Origin of the sequence: Micromonospora parva (assembly GCF_000718515.1) — a bacterium.
GTDB classification, from domain to species: domain Bacteria; phylum Actinomycetota; class Actinomycetes; order Mycobacteriales; family Micromonosporaceae; genus Micromonospora; species Micromonospora parva.
Map to the genome: position 1 here is coordinate 205,082 of NZ_JNZS01000010.1, position 15,729 is coordinate 220,810.

Below are 15,729 nucleotides of genomic sequence, written 5' to 3' on the forward strand. Positions count from 1 at the left end.
GACGGCCTACAGGGTGGAGACGTAGAGCTGCGCCTGCTCCACCGCGACAAGTGTCGCGGCGAGACACTCCTCCAGCTCCTGGCTGGCCTGGGTCAGCGAGGCCTGGGCCGCCTCGACGGTCTCGTGCCCGCTGCCCTCCAGCGCCCCGGCCAGGGTCTGCTGGGCCTCGGACAGTTTCTCGCCGGCCGCCTGCACGGCTGTCTGTCCGTCTCCGATCTGTTGGAGGGCGACATCGATGGCAGCCTTCAGCTCGGCGACGCTCGCCACGGCGAAACCTCCTGGGGGCGGGGAGATCTCCATTAGAGCCTATCGGCGGTCGGGAAAGAACATCCGCCCTGTCGGTGTTCCTGCCCGCCTGTCCGGAAGGCCCTCGGAAGTGCCGGGAGTCCGATCTGTGGGAGTCCCAGTGCGAGAATTTCTCAGTTGCTGGTCGGGTTCTCGCGAAGCCAGCGCGGCCCGTACACCTCCGCGCCCAGCGCCGTCACCCGCCCGCGCAACTCCCGGTCGGCGGTGACCACCAGCCGACGACGCCGCGGCTCCGCCTCCACCAGCTCGACCACCGTGTCGTCGCCGGAGCCGGCCGCGGAGACCACCCGTACGCCCTCGGTGCCCGGCACGTCCCGCGCGGCCCCCTCGACCACCAGGACCACCTCCACCGGGGCGGGCAGCCGGGCCGGTAACCCGACGGTCGCCACCGGGGCGAGCGAGTCGCGCAAGCGGGCCGCGGCACCGGCACGGTCACGCCACCACCCGTTCGGGCGGGAGCCGACCACGTTGGCGCCATCCACGATCAGCAGCGGGGTCTCATCCATCCCGCCAGCCTGCCACCACCGTGCGGCAGTGGCCCGACGCCACTCCCGGAATGCCGGTGCACCGTCACCTGCGGCGTTTGTCGGGGCGCGCGCCGGGTAGCCCCTGCCGACCGTGCCGAGCCCTACCGCGGAGGACAGACATGATGGGACCCGGTGACATCGGCTCCGACCCGTGGGACGAATTCCTGGCCAGGTACTTCGGCCGGGGCGAGGGAGGGCGCCGACCGCCGCACCGGGTCGACATCACCCGACTGATGACGGCCGACGCCCGGGAGATGCTGGCCGACGCCGCCCGGCGGGCCGCGCAACGGCACAGCAGCGACCTGGACACCGACCACCTGCTCTGGGCGGCGCTGCAACGCGAACCGCTGCGCGACCTGGTACGCCGGGCCGGGGCCGACCCGGACACCCTGCTCAACGCCCTCGGCGGAAAGGGTGACGGCGCGCCGCGCGGGGAGGTGCCGCCCAACCTGTCGTTGACCCCGGCCGCCAAGCGGGCGCTGCTCGACGCCCACCAGCTGTCCCGGGCGATGGGCGCCAACTACATCGGCCCGGAGCACATCCTGATGGCGCTGCCGCTCAACCCGGAGTCACCCGCCGGGCGGATGCTGGCCGCCGGCCGGATCCAACCCGAGTCGTTGCAGGCCGCCAACGCCGAGCGCGGGCCGATGGCCGGGCCGAAGCCGGACCGCGGCACCCCCACCCTGGACCAGTACGGGCAGGACCTCACCGACCTGGCCCGCAACGACCAGATCGACCCGGTGATCGGGCGCGCCGACGAGATCGAGCAGGCGGTGGAGATCCTGTCCCGGCGTACCAAGAACAACCCGGTGCTGATCGGCGAGGCCGGCGTCGGCAAGACCGCCATCGTCGAGGGGCTGGCCGAACGGATCTGCGACGGCGACGTACCGCAGACCCTGCTCGGCAAGCGGGTCGTCCAACTCGACCTGGCCGGCCTGGTCGCCGGCACCCGCTACCGGGGCGACTTCGAGGAGCGGCTGAAGAAGGTGATCGACGAGATCCGGGCGCACCGGGACGAGCTGATCATCTTCATGGACGAGATCCACACCCTGGTCGGTGCCGGCGGCGCCGGCAGCGAGGGCGGGATGGACGCGTCCAACATGCTCAAACCCGCCCTCGCCCGCGGTGAGTTGCGGGTGATCGGCGCGACGACGCTGGACGAGTACCGCAAGAGCATCGAGAAGGACGCCGCCCTGGCCCGACGCTTCCAGCCGGTGCTGGTGCCCGAGCCCAGCGTCGACGACACCATCGCCATCCTGCGGGGGCTGCGCGACCGGTACGAGGCCCACCACCAGGTGCGCTTCACCGACGAGGCGCTGGTCGCCGCCGCCGAGCTGTCCGACCGGTACGTCACCGACCGGTTCCTGCCGGACAAGGCGATCGACCTGATCGACCAGGCCGGCGCCCGGGTGCGGTTGCGCACCCGTACCCCCGCGTCCGACGTGCGGGAGCTGGAACAGGAGCTCGACGAGGTACGCCGGGACAAGGAACAGGCGGTCACCGACGAGCAGTACGAGCGGGCCTCCGCGCTGCGTGACCGGATCGCCGAGCTGGAACAGCAGATCCGCCAGGCCAACGGCGAGGACGGGATGTCCTCCTCGCAGGTGCCCGAGGTGGGCCCGCAGGAGATCGCCGAGGTGGTCTCCCGGGCCACCGGCATCCCGGTCAGCCAGCTCACCGAGGAGGAACGCGACCGGCTGCTGCGCCTGGAGGGTCACCTGCACCAGAAGGTCGTCGGTCAGGACGACGCGGTCACCGCGGTCGCCGAGGCCGTCCGCCGCTCCCGGGCCGGGCTGGCCGACCCGGAGCGGCCGATGGGCAGTTTCCTGTTCCTCGGCCCGACCGGTGTCGGCAAGACCGAGTTGGCGCGGGCGCTGGCCGAGGCGTTGTTCGGCGAGGCGGACCGGATGGTCCGGGTGGACATGAGCGAGTTCCAGGAACGGCACACGGTCAGTCGGCTGGTCGGCGCGCCGCCCGGATACGTCGGCTACGAGGAGGCCGGCCAGCTCACCGAGGCGGTGCGTCGCCGCCCGTACGCGGTGGTGCTGCTCGACGAGATCGAGAAGGCCCACCCGGACGTGTTCAACATCCTGCTCCAGGTGCTCGACGACGGGCGGCTCACCGACAGCCAGGGTCGCACCGTGAACTTCAAGAACACCGTACTGATCATGACGAGCAACCTCGGCTCCGAGCTGATCACCGGCGCCCAACGCTCGGTCGGCTTCGGCACCGGGGACGTGGGCAGCGAGCAGGAGAGCAACGAGCTGCGGGAGCGGCTCATGCGCCGGCTGCAGGAGAACTTCCGCCCGGAGTTCCTGAACCGCATCGACGAGGTCATCATCTTCCGCCGGCTGGAGGCCGAGCAGCTGCGCGACATCACCGCGCTGCTGCTGGAGGAGACCCGCCGCCGCATGCACGCCCAGGACCTCCAGGTGGAGTTCACCACCGCCGGCATCGACTGGCTCGCCGAGCACGGCTACCAGCCGGAGTTCGGCGCCCGCCCGCTGCGCCGGGTGATCCAGCGGGAGGTGGACAACCACCTGTCCCGGATGCTGCTGGAGTCGGCGATCTCGCCCGGGCAGAAGGTCACCGTGGACGTCCGCGACGGCGCGCTCACCTTCGACGTGACAGCGGGCGAGCGGGGGTACACCGCCGCCACGACCACCCACCCGCGATGAGCGGGCCGGCGCGAAGGGACGACCACGAGGACCCGCACGAGCCCGCGGAGGCCGCGAAACCCCGGGACGAGGACGACGAGCATCCCGACCCGATCCTGGCGCCGCCCACCGCCAATCCCCGCCGGACACGGGTGCCCGCGGAGGGCCTGCATCCGAAGACCGACCAGGACGACCCGGAGACGTCCGGGCCGCCACCCGAAGAGGAGACCTGATGGTACGCGAAGCGCGGCTCGACCCCGAGGTGGAAGTGCTCTGGGAGGACTTCCACGCCGAGGTCAACGTCCCGTCGGAGCAGCTGCGGACCTGGCTGCTGACCCGGGGCTCGGGGGAGGACTCGTTCGGCCCGAACCCGAACCTCGACCTGCCCCAACCGGGCCGGGAGATCCTCAAGGTGCTCAACAAGCGCAAGGTGGACCTCACCCCGGAGGACATCGAGGTGATGCGGGAGGCGGTCGAGCGCATCCGCGAGCTGATGGACGCCAAGCCCTCGCGCGGCAACGCCGACGACACCTGGCGGCACTCCCTGCTCGACCTGGGGCACGACCCGCTCGTCGAACGCTGAACGAAGCTCACCCACGACGGTGCCGTCCCGAGCCGGGGACGGCACCGTCGCGGTGGTGCTACTGACCCTTGTCGGACTCCAGGCTGCCGATGGTCAGGCCCGCCGCGTCGGCGGCGGCGTCCCGGTCACCGCGGGTCTGGTCCTCCCGGGTGAGCAGGTTCGCGTACTCGGTCACGTCGGCCGGGTCGGGCACCGTCGGCAGGCGGCGCAGGAACGCCTCCACCGCACGGGTGGCGGCGGTGTGCGCGGCAGCCGCCTGGCGCAGCAGTTCGCGGTCGTCGGCGGGCGGGTAGAGGTCGGTCATGTCCGCCAGATACCCGGCCCACGGCGGTTCGCACCGCCAGCGGCCGGGAATACCGGCAGCTCAGCCCGGTCGGACCCCGGTGGGTTGCCGCACGCCGAACCCCGGGTTGCGCGGCAGCCAGGCCAGGTACGCCGGATGCGGCGCCAACGAGTCGACGTACGCCGCCTTCGCCGTCTCCAGCACCAGCTCCGCGCCCTGGGCGGCGGGGGAGTCCGGATGCCAGCCGAGCAGCAGCCGCCACCGCAGCGGCGTCCCGGCGAGTTGTCGGGTGACCAGGCCGCTCACCGGGCGGAATGTCGCCTGGCACAGGGCCACCGCCACGCCGGCCTCCACCAGGTCGACGCAGCCGCGGATGTCGGTCTCGTACACCTTGCGGGGGGTGAAGCCGGCGCGGGCGCAGGCGGCGGCGAAGCAGTCGGCGAAGCAGCCGTCGCCCGGCGCGGCGACCCACTGCTCGTGGCGCAGGTCCGCCAGGCGTACCTCGTCCTGCGCCGCGAGGGGATGGGTCTCCGGCAGCAGCACCAGCACCGGGTCGACGGCCACCTCCTGCCAGCTCAACCCGAACCCGGCCGACGGGCTGGCGTCGCCACACACGCCGGCCAGCGCGAAGTCCAGTCGACCGCCGGCCACCAGCTGCGCCAACTCGTCGACCGACCAGGACGCGTACGTGGTGATCTGGGCCGGCGGCTGCTCGGCGGCCAACCGGTGCACCAGCCGGCCCAGGATCGGGCTGTTCACCCCGCCGAAGCGGTAGCACGGCGGCGCGTCGCCCGCCCCGGCCAGCCGGGCGGCCTCGTCCTGCAACCCCTTCATCGCCGGCAGCAGCACCCGGGCGCGGGCCAGCACCAACTCACCGAGCGCGGTGGGCCGGGCCCCACGCCGGTCCCGGTCGAACAGCGGGCCGCCCAGCGTCCGCTCGATGCGTTGAAGCTGGGCGGTGAGCGCTGGCTGGGCCAGGCCGAGCGCCGACGCCGCCTTCGTCACACTTCCCGTCTCCGCGATCGCGCAGACCACCCGCAGGTGACGCAGCTCCAGGTTCATAGGGTGACGGTAGGACTACGGGGTCTGCTGGCGGAATAGCCCGAGCGGATCGGTGATAATGAATGCATTGCCGGTGGTCGCCGATCACTGCTCGCGCGGTGCCTCCGGCAGGTCCGCCAGGTACGTCGGGCGTCCGGTCACCGCGTCGAGGACCTTGTCCACCACCCCGACCGCCGGCTCCACGATCCGGTTCCACGGTGGGGTGGCCGGCGTGCCCGGGTGCGGTCGGGTCGGCGCGGCCTCCTCGGCGATCTCCAGCCGGTTGCCGAGCCGGATCAGCTCCTCCTCGGTGGCCACCGCGCGCAGCTCGGTGATCAACCCGCCCACCCCGTCGACGTGCCGGCGAACCCGTTCGGCGACCTCCGTCAGCGACTCGTCGGTGAGCCCCTTCAGGGCGCCGAGCAGCGCCGCATCGGCGTTGATCTCCGCGTCCACCCGCTCGGTGGCCGTCGGCAGCGCCGCCCGGACCGCCGGCAACAGGTACTGCTCCTCGGCGGACAGGTGCCGCGACAGTGCGGCGGTGAGCACCGCCAGCCCCTCCTGTGGCGTGCTGTCCGGGCCGGCCAGCTGGTCCAGCAGCGCCAGCAGTTGCCGGTGCTCCCGGTCCACGATGTCGGCGATGCTGCTACCGGCGGGCCGGTAGCCCTCCTCGGGTGCGGGCGTGGGCGGCAGCGGCGGCAGGGGAACAGCGGACATGGTGCCCTCCTCGACTGGCGGGCGGAAGCTCCGGCAGGGACGTACGGTCGTCGGCGGCGGTACCCGAACGCGGCCACGGCGAAACCGACCCGTCGATGCGTCCACCCGCGCCGGCCTGTCCACCGGCTCGGGCTGGTATGAAGAGGCGATGACGAGCGACGCCGCCTCCGCCCGACCCGACCCCACCGCAGAGGTCGTGGACCTCTGCCGCGACCTGCTGCGCATCGACACCACCAACACCGGTGACAACGACACCAGCGTCGGCGAGCGCCGCGCGGCCGAGTACGTGGCGGAGAAGCTCGCCGAGGTGGGCGTGGAGTCCGTCCTGCACGAGTCCGCGCCGGGCCGGGCGAACGTGGTGGCCCGCATCCCGGGCACCGACCCGAGCCGGGGCGCGCTGCTGGTGCACGGCCACCTGGACGTGGTGCCCGCCGACGCCGACGAGTGGTCGGTGGGCCCGTTCTCCGGCGAGCTGCGCGACGGCTACCTGTGGGGCCGGGGCGCGATCGACATGAAGGACTTCGACGCGATGGTGCTCGCCGTGGTCCGCCACTGGCAGCGCACCGGCGTACGGCCCCCGCGCGACATCGTGCTCGCGTACACCGCCGACGAGGAGGCCGGCAGCGACTACGGCGCGCGCTTCCTGGTGGAGAACCACCGCGACCTCTTCGACGGCTGCACCGAGGCGATCGGTGAGGTCGGGGGCTTCTCCTACTCGGTCAACGACAACCAGCGGCTCTATCTCATCGAGACCGCCGAGAAGGGCATCGACTGGCTGCGGCTGCACGCCAAGGGTCGCCCCGGGCACGGCTCGATGGTGCACGACGACAACGCCGTCACCGCGCTCGCCGAGGCGGTCGCCCGGATCGGCCGGCACCGCTTCCCGGTGGTGGTCACCGACACCGTACGGGCCTTCCTGACCGAGGTCTCCGACCTGCTCGGCATCGAGTTGGACCCGGACGACCCGGAGACGGCCATCGCCAAGCTCGGCCCGATCGCCAACATCATCGGCGCGACCATCCGCAACACCGCCAACCCGACCCGGTTGAGCGCCGGCTACAAGGACAACGTCATCCCCGGCCGGGCCACCGCCACCATCGACTGCCGCAGCCTTCCCGGCCAGTCCGAGCTGCTGGAGCGGCAGCTGCGCGAGCTGGTCGGCCCGGACATCGCGATCGAGTACGTCCAGCGGCAACCGGCGCTGGAGACCACCTTCGACGGTGACCTGGTCGAGGCCATGTCTGCGGCCCTGCGGGCGGAGGACCCGGGGGCGCGGCCGGTTCCGTACATGCTCTCCGGGGGCACCGACGCCAAGGCGTTCTCGCAGCTCGGCATCCGCTGCTTCGGGTTCGCCCCGCTCCGGCTGCCCGCCGACCTGAACTTCTCGGCGTTGTTCCACGGCATCGACGAGCGCGTTCCGGTGGACGGACTACAGTTCGGCGTGCGGGTTCTCGACCGGTTCCTCCGCACCTGCTAGTCGTGTCCGGCCCTGTCCGCCGGCGCGCAATCTCCCCATCGTGAAGGGACTGCCCCACATGACCGACCAGCATGGTGAGCTGGACGCCGCTCTCGAGCGGGTGATCGAAGCGGCCCGCCACCACCTGGCCGCCGTACGCGCCGCGCAGGGCCGCGTCGACGACGACGACGTCTGGCAGGCGTACGTGGCGTTGAACAACGCCTCCTTCGCGTACGACGAGCGGCTGCTCGACGCCTTCGGCGAGGTGACGCCGTGGGATGTCGACTCGATCGACCCGGACGAGGCCGACGAGCGTTTCGGCGGCGGCGAGGGCGCCGAGGCCAGCGACCCGCACCCCCGGGTGATCTCGGTTCGTCAGCGTCGCGACTACCGGGTGCCGAGCGTCTCCGCGCTGCTGCGGGCGGCCGAGGCGGCCCGTCGCGAGGGCACCCCGGAGGACGACGAGCCGGCTCCGGTGGAGGGCGTCGGCGAGGCGGTGCTGGAACTGCTGCAGAGCGGTGACGGCTCGCTCGGCGCGTTGGACGTCCCCGAGTTGGAACCGCTCGACGGGGTGGTCATGGTCAGCGAGGTCGGCACCCCGGTCGACCTGGAGTCGTTCGACGACGACGACGCTGTCGGCCCGTTCCAGCCGGCGGCCGACGACCGGCTGGTCGGTCGGCTCGACGAGCACCCGTTCCTGGAGCTCGACGACGACCACGACCACGCCGGGCACCAGCACTAGGCAGGGTGCCGCCCGGGGCCGAACCCGGCCCTGGGCGGCACCGCCCGGTCGTCAGTACGACAGGCCCGGCTGCGGCTGGTTGATCCGCCGACGGCGCAGCACCACCTGGCGCGTGCCGTCGCGGTACAGCCGCACCCGGGCCAACTCCCATCCGGAGAACTCCGCCTGGATCGCCAACTGCGCCGCGGCGGTCAACCGGTCGACGTTCGGCGGCAGCCGCAGCGGCGCGTACTCGTAGTCCATGCCATCCATGCTGCCCAGCCCAGCGGCCGTTCGCCACCCCCTCCCGAGTGACCAACGACGCCCCCGGGGCGGTTCGTGCCGCCCCGTGCCCCTCTCCCGCCGATCGAGCGGTTCCGGTTGCCGGAATGGGCGAGAAGCCCGCTGTGCCACGACAGCAAGCGCAAGATCGCCGAAGAGGGCCTCGGGGCGTTAGTTCGTGGGGAGGTTGGCGCTCAGGAGAGCGGTGAGGGCTGGCGCGGCCAGGGCTACCGCCCGGGTGCTGCCCGGGTCGACCGCCAGCCCCCAGGACGGGTCCGGCCAGTCCTCGAACAACTCGACGCACGGCAGCGCGATGAACGGCACCCCGTCGCCGGTGAACGCGGCGAGCGCCCCGGGCGAGGTGAAGACCGGCAGCAGCGGCGCGCCGGTCGCGTCGCCGATGACCGCCCACGGGAAGTCGGCATCCGGCGTCGGTTCCCCGGCCAGCGGGACGCACACCGTGGCGCCGGCCAGCACGGCGAGATAGCCGGGCAGGTCACGCCGGTCGGCCGCCGCCGCGAGCACCGCCACCACCGCCGGCTCCGCCACCCCGGCGGGTGCCGCCTCGGCGGGTGTCGCCCCGGCGGGTGTGGCCGCAGCTGGCGTCGGCCCGGCTGGCGTCGGCCCGGCTGGCGTCGGCCCGGCTGGCGCCGCCCCGGCTGGTGTCGCCCCGGCCGGTGTCGGCTCGGAATGGATCACAGGGACCGGTGCGGACCCGACCGGTGCGGACCCGACCGGTGCGGGCCGGTCGGGCGTCGATCGCGTGGCCGGGCCTGGCCGGGCGGCCGGCGGCACCGCCCGGCAGGAGAGCGCGCCGGGCTCGTTGGTCAGCACCTCGGCGGCGGTACGGGTCACGAAGACACTGAGCCGTTCCAGCTGCTCCGGGGTGCGCGGCGCCTCGTACCACCAGCCCTCGTCCCCGCTCGGGCGGTGCCAGCCGAGCGCGGCCAGGCGGGCGTGGTCGGGGCCGGGGCAGACCACCCGTACCACCTGGCGGCGCACCAGCAGCCGGATCCCGCGCGGACCCGCGGTGAGCTCCAGGTCGGTGTCCCGGTCGCAGCGGGCCACGGTGTCCCGCAGCCGGGCGGCGATCTCCGGCCAGGTCGGCGACGGCGACGTCACGCCGGTGCACCCGGCAGGCGGTCGTCCAGCCGTCCGAGCCGGGCCACCGTCTCCTCCAGCCGGCCCAGCGCCGAGAAGTCTCCCGGCGTGCCGAACAGGTCGCCGAGCCCCGCGCCGAGCGCGACGTCCAACCCCTCGGTGTGCTCGTCGACGTGCGCGGAAGCGACCTCGCGAGCCCGCCGGTACGCCTCCAGCACCAGTTCGGCCACGCCCTCCGTGCCGGCGCGCAGGGCGGCGGGCGCGAGGGTGAGGCCGGTCAGCGCGCCGGTGGCGTCGACTGTCGCCGAGACCAGTCCACTCTCGTCGGCGGCGGTGCCGGACAGCTCGGCCAGATCGTCGCGGAGGCCGGCGAACCGGCGCTCGATGTCGGCGATCCGCCCGGCGAGCGCGTCGAACGCCGACGTCGGGTCCGTCATGAGATTCCTCCCCGTGGATCGTGCGACCGGGTGGTGCCCGGCGGCCGGGAGATCGTATCGTCGGTGCGCTCGACTCATGGGGGGAGGAACGGCATGGCACCGGATATCGATGTGGACGTGCTGGCGGTCCGTCGACTGGAGACAGCCGCCAAGCAGGTCGCCAGCTCGCTCGCCGCGCTGGAGGGGCAGATCGTCTCGGCCGGCGACGTGCCGTCGGACGCGTTCGGTCATCTGCCGTTCGCCAGCGACATGCTCCGCGACAAGTACACCGAGCAGGTCACCGGCGGCAAGGAGCTGTTCGCCGCCGCGAACGCCGCGTTCGGCCGGGTCGCGAAGGCGCTGGCCGACACGGTCGAGGCGTACGAGGTCAACGAACGGGACCTGGACGCCGGGTTCAAGGCCATCCAGGCGGGACTGCCCGGATGAGCGGCCCGGCTGGCAGCGCCGTTCAGCTGTGGAACGGTCTCGACAGCGCGCTCTCCGGTGTGCAGGACGCCGTCGACAGTGTCTGCCGGACCCTGGCGTGGCCGCTGATCCAGCTCGTCGACCTGGTCGACGGTGAGCCCGCCGTGTTGCGCGCGAAGGCCGCCGAGTGGGACGCGCTGGCCACCCAGGTGCGCGACCTGGCGCAGGGCCACCGCGGCACCCGGGAGTCCGCGCAGGTCGGGTGGCGCTCACCCGCCGGTGTGGCTTACGGCCAGCGGTTGGCCGATGTGGAGCAGCAGCTCCTCGACGTCGCCGAGCAGTTCGCCGCGACCGCGGAGTACCTGCGCAGTGTCGCCGACGGCCTGCAGACCGTGCACGACGTGCTCGTGGACCTCTGCGTGGAGTTCGTCAACTTCCTGCTGGTGACGCTGGTGACGGCGTTGCTGATGGCGCCGGTCACCATGGGCGCGTCCTGGGCGGCCGGGGTGGGCGTGGCCGTCACCAGGGGCCTGATCGTGGTCACCCGGATGCTGAAGGTCATCCGGCCGCTCGCGGTGCACCTGCAGAAGGTCATCCGCCTGCTCCAGCGGGTCCTGCTGTACCTGCGCAAGCTGCGGACGCACCTGGACAAGCTGGTCGACATGCAGAAGGCGCTGCGCACCGGCAAGAAGTACGCCGACAAGCGCCGCGCCGCCGGCAAGCTCGACAAGTGGCACCACAAGTTCCTCGACCCCACCAAGGGCACCTACAAGCTGGGCAAGTCCGGTTCCCCGTTCGACATGGGCGCCCTCGACCGGGCCGCCGCGTTGCGGGCGCACGGGGTCGCCGACGGCGCCCGGGTGATCGCCCGGGACTGGGCGACCAACCTGCCGTGGAACGTGCCGAACTCGGTCGTCCACGGTGTCACCTGGGGAACTGTCGCGTTGACCAGCGGGCTCTCCGTTCCCGGCAGCGAGCAGGTCGGCGACCAGATCGACCAGGCGGTGCAGAGCGGCGCGGACTGGATCGACCAGAATGTCTTCGGGCAGCCGCCGGCAGACCAGCCGGCGGGCCGCTAGGGAGGCGACGGGTGATGTCAGGGGAGCGCGGGCGGCTGGGTCGGTTCACCGACGCGGTGCTCGGCGGCGCGCGGGCCGCCCGGGACAAGGCCCGCGAGCTGCGCGACGAGTTCCGCACCAGCGACGAGCCGGAGCGCGCCCTGGTGGCGCCGCTGCTGACCGGCCAGGAGCTGCGGTACGTGGGGCTGGGGCCGGTGCGCATGTCGCAGACCCACCAGGCCGGTCGGCAGCTCGCCGACGACGTCGGCGCGGAGCTGGCCGAGGCGCTCGACCCGAAGGTGCTGTTCGGGCTGCTCAACATCGTCAACCCGGTGGTCTGGGTCGACGCGGTGCTCACGCCGGTGCGGCTGGCCGCTGGTGTGCTGATGCTGCCCGGCAGCGCCGGCGCCCTCGCCGCCGGTGTGTCGGAGTCGGCAGCGCCGGAGCCGAACCTGCCGCAGCAACCCGTGCAGCGGGAGCCGATCCCGCTCACCGAGGAGCAGGAGGCGTTCCGGGCGTTGTTCCGGCTGAGCCAGTACCGTCCGCTGGCCGAGCAGCTCGCCGAAATCGCCTACCGCCGCCGGTACGTCTTCAGCGGCGACCTCGCCACCCTCGCCGGCAGCCTGCTGCTGTTCCTGGAACGCTACAGCGGCACGCCGCTGGCGGTGACCGACACCCACCTGCACCTGCTGCGGATGGGCCCCCGCCCGGACGCCGACCGGCCCGACCGGCGTCAGCCGCGGGTGCTGTGGAGTGTGCGCCGCGACCGGGTGATCCGGGTCGACTCCGAGCGGGGAGCGAGCGGCCTCGTGCAGCTCGCCTCCACCGTCTTCTTCGACGACGGCTCGTGGATCCGGCTCACCCAGCCGGCGCTGCGCGACGACCAGTCGCGTTTCCTGACCGCGATCCAGGACCTCCCCGGCAACCGCCCGACGCCGTGACCCGGCGCGCTGATCAACGGTGACCCGGCCGGCGGGTCAGGAGTGACCCGGGGGCAGGCGAAGCCGGGATTCTCCGGCGCGTCGGGCGCCGGTCAGCCGTCGCGTTCGGGGTAGCCGACCGGCACCGCGGAGACGTCGTCCAGCGCGGTGGTGATCTCCTCGGGCAGTGTGATCCGTTCCACCTGGAGCGCGCCGAGCAGCTGCCCCACCGTCCGGGCGCCGAGGATCGGCGCTGTCACGCCGGGCCGGTCCCGGATCCACGCCAACGCCACCTCCAGCGGCGACACCCCCAGCCCACCGGCCGCGGTCGCCACCGCCTCCACGATGCTGGAGCAGCGCGGCTCCAGGTACGTGGCGACGAATGGTTCGAAGTGCGGCGACGCGGCCCGGGAGTCGGCCGGCCGGCCGTGCCGGTACTTGCCGGTGAGTACCCCCCGGCCCAGCGGTGACCAGGGCAGCACGCCGAGCCCGAGCGCGTCGCACGCGGGCAGGACCTCCCGCTCCACGCCCCGCTCCAGCAGCGAGTATTCGACCTGGGACGCGACCACGGGCGCCCGCCCCGGCCAGGCGGTCTGCCAGGCGGCGGCCCGCGCGGTCTGCCAGCCGGAGAAGTTCGACACCCCCACGTAGCGGACCTTGCCGCTGGCCACCGCGTGGTCCAGGGCGGCCAGGGTCTCCTCCAGCGGGGTGTCCGGGTCGTACCCGTGCACCTGGAACAGGTCGACGTGGTCGGTGCCGAGCCGGCGCAGCGACGCGTCCAACGTCCGCAGCAGGTGCCCCCGGGAGCCGTCGCGGCGTCGGCCACTGCCGGGGCGCAACCCGGCCTTGGTGGCGATCAGCAGCTCGTCGCGGGGGACGAGGGAGCCCAGCAGCGAGCCGATCACCGACTCGGCGTCGCCGTCGCCGTACACGTCGGCGGTGTCGATCAGGTTGCCGCCGGCGTCCAGGTAACTCTTCAGCTGGGCGGCCGCATCGTCGGCGTCGGTGTCCCGGCCCCAGGTCATGGTGCCGAGCGCGAGCCGCGAAACCGCCAGCCCGCTTCGGCCGAGCGGTCGCTGTTGCATGGGTGAACCTTATTTCGAACCTGCCGCCACGGATATCCTCGCTCCCGTATCTCTGCCGGTTCTGCCGGTTCCGCCGCCCCGGGCTGCCCCGACGGAGGGGGGATCAAAGGTGTCGAGCCGGTGATCGAGGCCGTTATCGGCATTGCGTAACCTGGTGCGACCTGTGCCACGGATGGGGGAGGACCAGTGCGACTCGGGCTCAGTCTCGGATATCAGACGGCGTGGAGCACACCGGCCGACCACCTGGCGCTGGCCCAGGAGGCGGACCGGCTGGGCTATTCGGTGGTGTGGGCTGCGGAGGCGTACGGCTCCGACTCGCCCAGCATGCTGGCGTGGATGGCCGGTCAGACCGAACGGATCGACGTCGGCGCCGCGGTGATGCAGATCCCCGCCCGTACGCCGGCGGCCACCGCGATGACCGCCGCGACCATCGACGCGCTCTCCGGCGGCCGGTTCCGGCTCGGCCTGGGCGTCTCCGGCCCGCAGGTGTCGGAGGGCTGGCACGGTGTGCGGTTCGCCAAGCCGCTCGCCCGGACCCGCGAGTTCGTCGACATCGTCAAGCTGGCCATCGCCCGCAAGGAGGTGGCGTACGACGGCGAGCACTACACGCTGCCGCTGCCGGACGGCCCCGGTAAGGCGCTGCGGCTGGGCTTCCACCCACCCCGCGAGCACATACCGATCTACCTGGCCGCGGTCGGCCCGAAGAACCTGGAGCTGGCCGGCGAGATCGCCGACGGCTGGCTGGCCGTGTTCTACGCCCCGGAGTTCGCCGAGGAGCAGCTCGCCTCGGTGCGCGCCGGGCGGGCCAAGGTCGGCAAGGAGCTGGCCGGGTTCGACGTGGTGCCGTCGGTGCCCGTGGTGATCGGCGACGACGTGGCGTCCTGCGCCGAGCTGGTGCGCTGGTACGCCGCGCTCTACGTGGGCGGGATGGGCAGCCGCCAGCAGAACTTCTACAACCAGCTCGCCACCCGGATGGGCTACGGTGACGCCGCCCGCGAGGTGCAGGACCTGTACCTGGCCAAGCGGCAGCGCGACGCCGCCGCCGCGGTGCCGATGGAGTTCATCGACCGCACCTCGCTGCTCGGCCCGAAGGAGCGCATCGCCGAGCGGATGCGGGAGTACGCCGCCGCCGGCGTCACCACGCTGTCGGTGACCCTGTTCGTCGCCGACCGGGACAGCGGTGTGCAGACCCTGCGTACCGTCGCCGAGGCTCTGGACCTCTCGGGAGTCGGCGAGTGACCTGGGTCGAAGCCATCGTCCTGGGCATCGTCCAGGGACTGACCGAGTTCCTGCCGGTCAGCTCGTCGGGGCATCTGCGGATCACCTCGGCGATCTTCTTCGACCGTGACGCGGGCGCGTCGTTCACAGCGGTCACCCAGCTCGGCACCGAAGCGGCCGTGTTGATCTACTTCGCGAAGGACATCTGGCGGATCACCCGGACCTGGCTGGTGGGCATCCGGGACAGGTCGGTGCGCTCCAGCCTCGACTACCGGATGGGCTGGTACGTGATCGTCGGCTCGATCCCGATCGGGCTGTTCGGGTTCCTCTTCAAGGATCAGATCAAGACGGCTGGACGCAACCTGTGGTTGGTGGCGACCACCCTGATCGTGTTCGCGTTCGTGCTGGCGTTCGCCGAGTACTGGGGGCGGCAGACCCGGACGTTGGAGAACTTCCGGATGAAGGACGGCGTCGTGATGGGTTTCGCCCAGGCCATGGCGTTGATCCCCGGGGTGTCCCGTTCCGGCGGGACGTTGACCGCCGGTCTGCTGCTCAACCTGACCCGGGAGGCGGCGGCCCGGTACTCGTTCCTGCTCGCCATCCCGGCGGTGGTGATGTCCGGCGTGTTCAGTCTCGGTGACGTCTTCGAGCCGTCCGCGCCGGGCACGTCCACCCCGTCGGTCGCGCAGATGATCGTGGCCACCGTCATCGCGTTCGGCATCGGGTACGCGGCCATCGCCTGGTTGCTGCGTTACGTCGCCCACCACACCCTGTACGTCTTCGTGCTGTACCGGGTCGCGCTGGGCACCCTGGTCCTCGCGCTGCTGATGACGGGCACGATCAGCGCCACCTGATCCGCCCGCGCCCGCACCGGCCTCCGATCCCCGCAGTGGGGTCGGAGGCCGGTGCGTGTGCGGCGTCCACCGGATGCT

At 72.6% G+C, this 15,729-nt stretch carries 19 protein-coding genes; 10 read left to right on the forward strand and 9 right to left on the reverse strand.

What is annotated here, in order from left to right; all coding sequences use genetic code 11:
- Window positions 1-6 precede the first annotated feature (6 nt).
- Window positions 7-267 carry a hypothetical protein gene (locus tag IF22_RS0116050; RefSeq protein WP_030332749.1) on the reverse strand — a complete coding sequence of 87 codons (261 nt, stop codon included), beginning with the start codon at window positions 265-267 and terminating at the stop codon, window positions 7-9.
- Between the two features lie 152 nt (window positions 268-419).
- A complete protein-coding gene (locus IF22_RS0116055) occupies window positions 420-812 on the reverse strand; it encodes a PIN domain-containing protein (RefSeq protein WP_030332751.1) in 393 nt (130 codons plus the stop codon).
- A gap of 140 nt (window positions 813-952) precedes the next feature.
- Here IF22_RS0116055 and IF22_RS0116060 point away from each other — a divergent pair, with 140 nt between their 5' ends.
- Genes IF22_RS0116060 through IF22_RS0116070 form a run of 3 tightly spaced genes read left to right on the forward strand, consistent with a single transcriptional unit; the run spans window position 953 to window position 4,073 of the window.
- Window positions 953-3,511, forward strand: coding sequence for an ATP-dependent Clp protease ATP-binding subunit (locus IF22_RS0116060; protein ID WP_030332753.1), 2,559 nt, complete (start codon window positions 953-955; stop codon window positions 3,509-3,511).
- The gene (locus tag IF22_RS0116065) at window positions 3,508-3,723 is read left to right on the forward strand and encodes a hypothetical protein (RefSeq protein WP_030332755.1); all 216 of its coding nucleotides are present in this window, start codon (window positions 3,508-3,510) and stop codon (window positions 3,721-3,723) included. Before IF22_RS0116060 ends, IF22_RS0116065 begins: the two co-directional genes overlap by 4 nt.
- Window positions 3,723-4,073 (forward strand): DUF3140 domain-containing protein, encoded by a 351-nt coding sequence (locus IF22_RS0116070; protein WP_030332757.1) that lies wholly within the window; start codon window positions 3,723-3,725, stop codon window positions 4,071-4,073. The genes IF22_RS0116065 and IF22_RS0116070 overlap by 1 nt, the downstream gene beginning before the upstream one ends.
- Before the next feature lie 58 nt (window positions 4,074-4,131).
- On the opposite strand, the gene IF22_RS0116075 is transcribed toward IF22_RS0116070, so the two are convergent.
- From IF22_RS0116075 to IF22_RS0116085, 3 genes are all read right to left on the reverse strand, one after another.
- Window positions 4,132-4,377 (reverse strand): hypothetical protein, encoded by a 246-nt coding sequence (locus IF22_RS0116075; RefSeq protein WP_030332759.1) that lies wholly within the window; start codon window positions 4,375-4,377, stop codon window positions 4,132-4,134.
- Window positions 4,378-4,437: 60 nt separating this feature from the next.
- Entirely contained in the window at window positions 4,438-5,418 is a 981-nt protein-coding gene (locus IF22_RS0116080) for a LysR family transcriptional regulator (protein ID WP_030332761.1), read from the reverse strand.
- 84 nt (window positions 5,419-5,502) lie between these two features.
- Window positions 5,503-6,114 (reverse strand): hemerythrin domain-containing protein, encoded by a 612-nt coding sequence (locus IF22_RS0116085; protein ID WP_030332763.1) that lies wholly within the window; start codon window positions 6,112-6,114, stop codon window positions 5,503-5,505.
- Window positions 6,115-6,262: 148 nt separating this feature from the next.
- Between IF22_RS0116085 and IF22_RS0116090 the strand changes: the two genes are divergently transcribed.
- Together IF22_RS0116090 and IF22_RS0116095 are read left to right on the forward strand one after the other, a co-directional pair.
- Window positions 6,263-7,591 carry a M20/M25/M40 family metallo-hydrolase gene (locus IF22_RS0116090; RefSeq protein ID WP_030332765.1) on the forward strand — a complete coding sequence of 443 codons (1,329 nt, stop codon included), beginning with the start codon at window positions 6,263-6,265 and terminating at the stop codon, window positions 7,589-7,591.
- A gap of 58 nt (window positions 7,592-7,649) precedes the next feature.
- On the forward strand, window positions 7,650-8,312 hold the full coding sequence (locus IF22_RS0116095) for a hypothetical protein (RefSeq protein WP_030332766.1): 663 nt from the start codon (window positions 7,650-7,652) through the stop codon (window positions 8,310-8,312).
- A 51-nt stretch (window positions 8,313-8,363) separates the two neighbouring features.
- Here the strand turns inward: IF22_RS0116095 and IF22_RS0116100 are convergent, their stop codons facing one another.
- The 3 genes from IF22_RS0116100 to IF22_RS35415 all read right to left on the reverse strand — a co-directional run bounded on the left by IF22_RS0116100 (window position 8,364) and on the right by IF22_RS35415 (window position 10,111).
- On the reverse strand, window positions 8,364-8,555 hold the full coding sequence (locus IF22_RS0116100) for a DUF5703 family protein (protein WP_030332768.1): 192 nt from the start codon (window positions 8,553-8,555) through the stop codon (window positions 8,364-8,366).
- A 189-nt stretch (window positions 8,556-8,744) separates the two neighbouring features.
- On the reverse strand, window positions 8,745-9,695 hold the full coding sequence (locus tag IF22_RS0116105) for an SseB family protein (RefSeq protein ID WP_030332770.1): 951 nt from the start codon (window positions 9,693-9,695) through the stop codon (window positions 8,745-8,747).
- Entirely contained in the window at window positions 9,692-10,111 is a 420-nt protein-coding gene (locus IF22_RS35415) for a YbaB/EbfC family nucleoid-associated protein (RefSeq protein ID WP_030332772.1), read from the reverse strand. The genes IF22_RS0116105 and IF22_RS35415 overlap by 4 nt, the downstream gene beginning before the upstream one ends.
- A 93-nt stretch (window positions 10,112-10,204) precedes the next feature.
- Between IF22_RS35415 and IF22_RS0116115 the strand changes: the two genes are divergently transcribed.
- Genes IF22_RS0116115 through IF22_RS0116125 form a run of 3 tightly spaced genes read left to right on the forward strand, consistent with a single transcriptional unit; the run spans window position 10,205 to window position 12,515 of the window.
- Complete coding sequence (locus tag IF22_RS0116115; RefSeq protein ID WP_167337304.1) at window positions 10,205-10,537, forward strand: hypothetical protein; 333 nt, start codon at window positions 10,205-10,207, stop codon at window positions 10,535-10,537.
- A complete protein-coding gene (locus tag IF22_RS0116120) occupies window positions 10,534-11,595 on the forward strand; it encodes a WXG100 family type VII secretion target (RefSeq protein ID WP_030332776.1) in 1,062 nt (353 codons plus the stop codon). Before IF22_RS0116115 ends, IF22_RS0116120 begins: the two co-directional genes overlap by 4 nt.
- 14 nt (window positions 11,596-11,609) lie before the next feature.
- On the forward strand, window positions 11,610-12,515 hold the full coding sequence (locus tag IF22_RS0116125; RefSeq protein WP_030332777.1) for a hypothetical protein: 906 nt from the start codon (window positions 11,610-11,612) through the stop codon (window positions 12,513-12,515).
- 92 nt (window positions 12,516-12,607) lie between these two features.
- Here IF22_RS0116125 and IF22_RS0116130 read toward each other — a convergent pair whose 3' ends face one another.
- Window positions 12,608-13,579 carry an aldo/keto reductase gene (locus IF22_RS0116130; protein WP_030332779.1) on the reverse strand — a complete coding sequence of 324 codons (972 nt, stop codon included), beginning with the start codon at window positions 13,577-13,579 and terminating at the stop codon, window positions 12,608-12,610.
- A 186-nt stretch (window positions 13,580-13,765) separates the two neighbouring features.
- Here IF22_RS0116130 and IF22_RS0116135 point away from each other — a divergent pair, with 186 nt between their 5' ends.
- Entirely contained in the window at window positions 13,766-14,818 is a 1,053-nt protein-coding gene (locus tag IF22_RS0116135; RefSeq protein ID WP_030332780.1) for an LLM class F420-dependent oxidoreductase, read from the forward strand.
- Window positions 14,815-15,651, forward strand: coding sequence for an undecaprenyl-diphosphate phosphatase (locus IF22_RS0116140; protein ID WP_030332781.1), 837 nt, complete (start codon window positions 14,815-14,817; stop codon window positions 15,649-15,651). The genes IF22_RS0116135 and IF22_RS0116140 overlap by 4 nt, the downstream gene beginning before the upstream one ends.
- The last annotated feature ends 78 nt before the right edge of the window (window positions 15,652-15,729 follow it).

Bases quoted from the DNA above. Each gene is read 5' to 3' on its own strand.
- IF22_RS0116055 (WP_030332751.1), bottom strand. From the start codon at position 812: ATGGATGAGACCCCGCTGCTGATCGTGGATGGCGCCAACGTGGTCGGC.
- IF22_RS0116060 (WP_030332753.1), top strand. From the start codon at position 953: ATGATGGGACCCGGTGACATCGGCTCCGACCCGTGGGACGAATTCCTG.
- IF22_RS0116065 (WP_030332755.1), top strand. From the start codon at position 3,508: ATGAGCGGGCCGGCGCGAAGGGACGACCACGAGGACCCGCACGAGCCC.
- IF22_RS0116070 (WP_030332757.1), top strand. From the start codon at position 3,723: ATGGTACGCGAAGCGCGGCTCGACCCCGAGGTGGAAGTGCTCTGGGAG.
- IF22_RS0116075 (WP_030332759.1), bottom strand. From the start codon at position 4,377: ATGACCGACCTCTACCCGCCCGCCGACGACCGCGAACTGCTGCGCCAG.
- IF22_RS0116080 (WP_030332761.1), bottom strand. From the start codon at position 5,418: ATGAACCTGGAGCTGCGTCACCTGCGGGTGGTCTGCGCGATCGCGGAG.
- IF22_RS0116085 (WP_030332763.1), bottom strand. From the start codon at position 6,114: ATGTCCGCTGTTCCCCTGCCGCCGCTGCCGCCCACGCCCGCACCCGAG.
- IF22_RS0116090 (WP_030332765.1), top strand. From the start codon at position 6,263: ATGACGAGCGACGCCGCCTCCGCCCGACCCGACCCCACCGCAGAGGTC.
- IF22_RS0116095 (WP_030332766.1), top strand. From the start codon at position 7,650: ATGACCGACCAGCATGGTGAGCTGGACGCCGCTCTCGAGCGGGTGATC.
- IF22_RS0116100 (WP_030332768.1), bottom strand. From the start codon at position 8,555: ATGGACTACGAGTACGCGCCGCTGCGGCTGCCGCCGAACGTCGACCGG.
- IF22_RS35415 (WP_030332772.1), bottom strand. From the start codon at position 10,111: ATGACGGACCCGACGTCGGCGTTCGACGCGCTCGCCGGGCGGATCGCC.
- IF22_RS0116115 (WP_167337304.1), top strand. From the start codon at position 10,205: ATGGCACCGGATATCGATGTGGACGTGCTGGCGGTCCGTCGACTGGAG.
- IF22_RS0116120 (WP_030332776.1), top strand. From the start codon at position 10,534: ATGAGCGGCCCGGCTGGCAGCGCCGTTCAGCTGTGGAACGGTCTCGAC.
- IF22_RS0116125 (WP_030332777.1), top strand. From the start codon at position 11,610: ATGTCAGGGGAGCGCGGGCGGCTGGGTCGGTTCACCGACGCGGTGCTC.
- IF22_RS0116130 (WP_030332779.1), bottom strand. From the start codon at position 13,579: ATGCAACAGCGACCGCTCGGCCGAAGCGGGCTGGCGGTTTCGCGGCTC.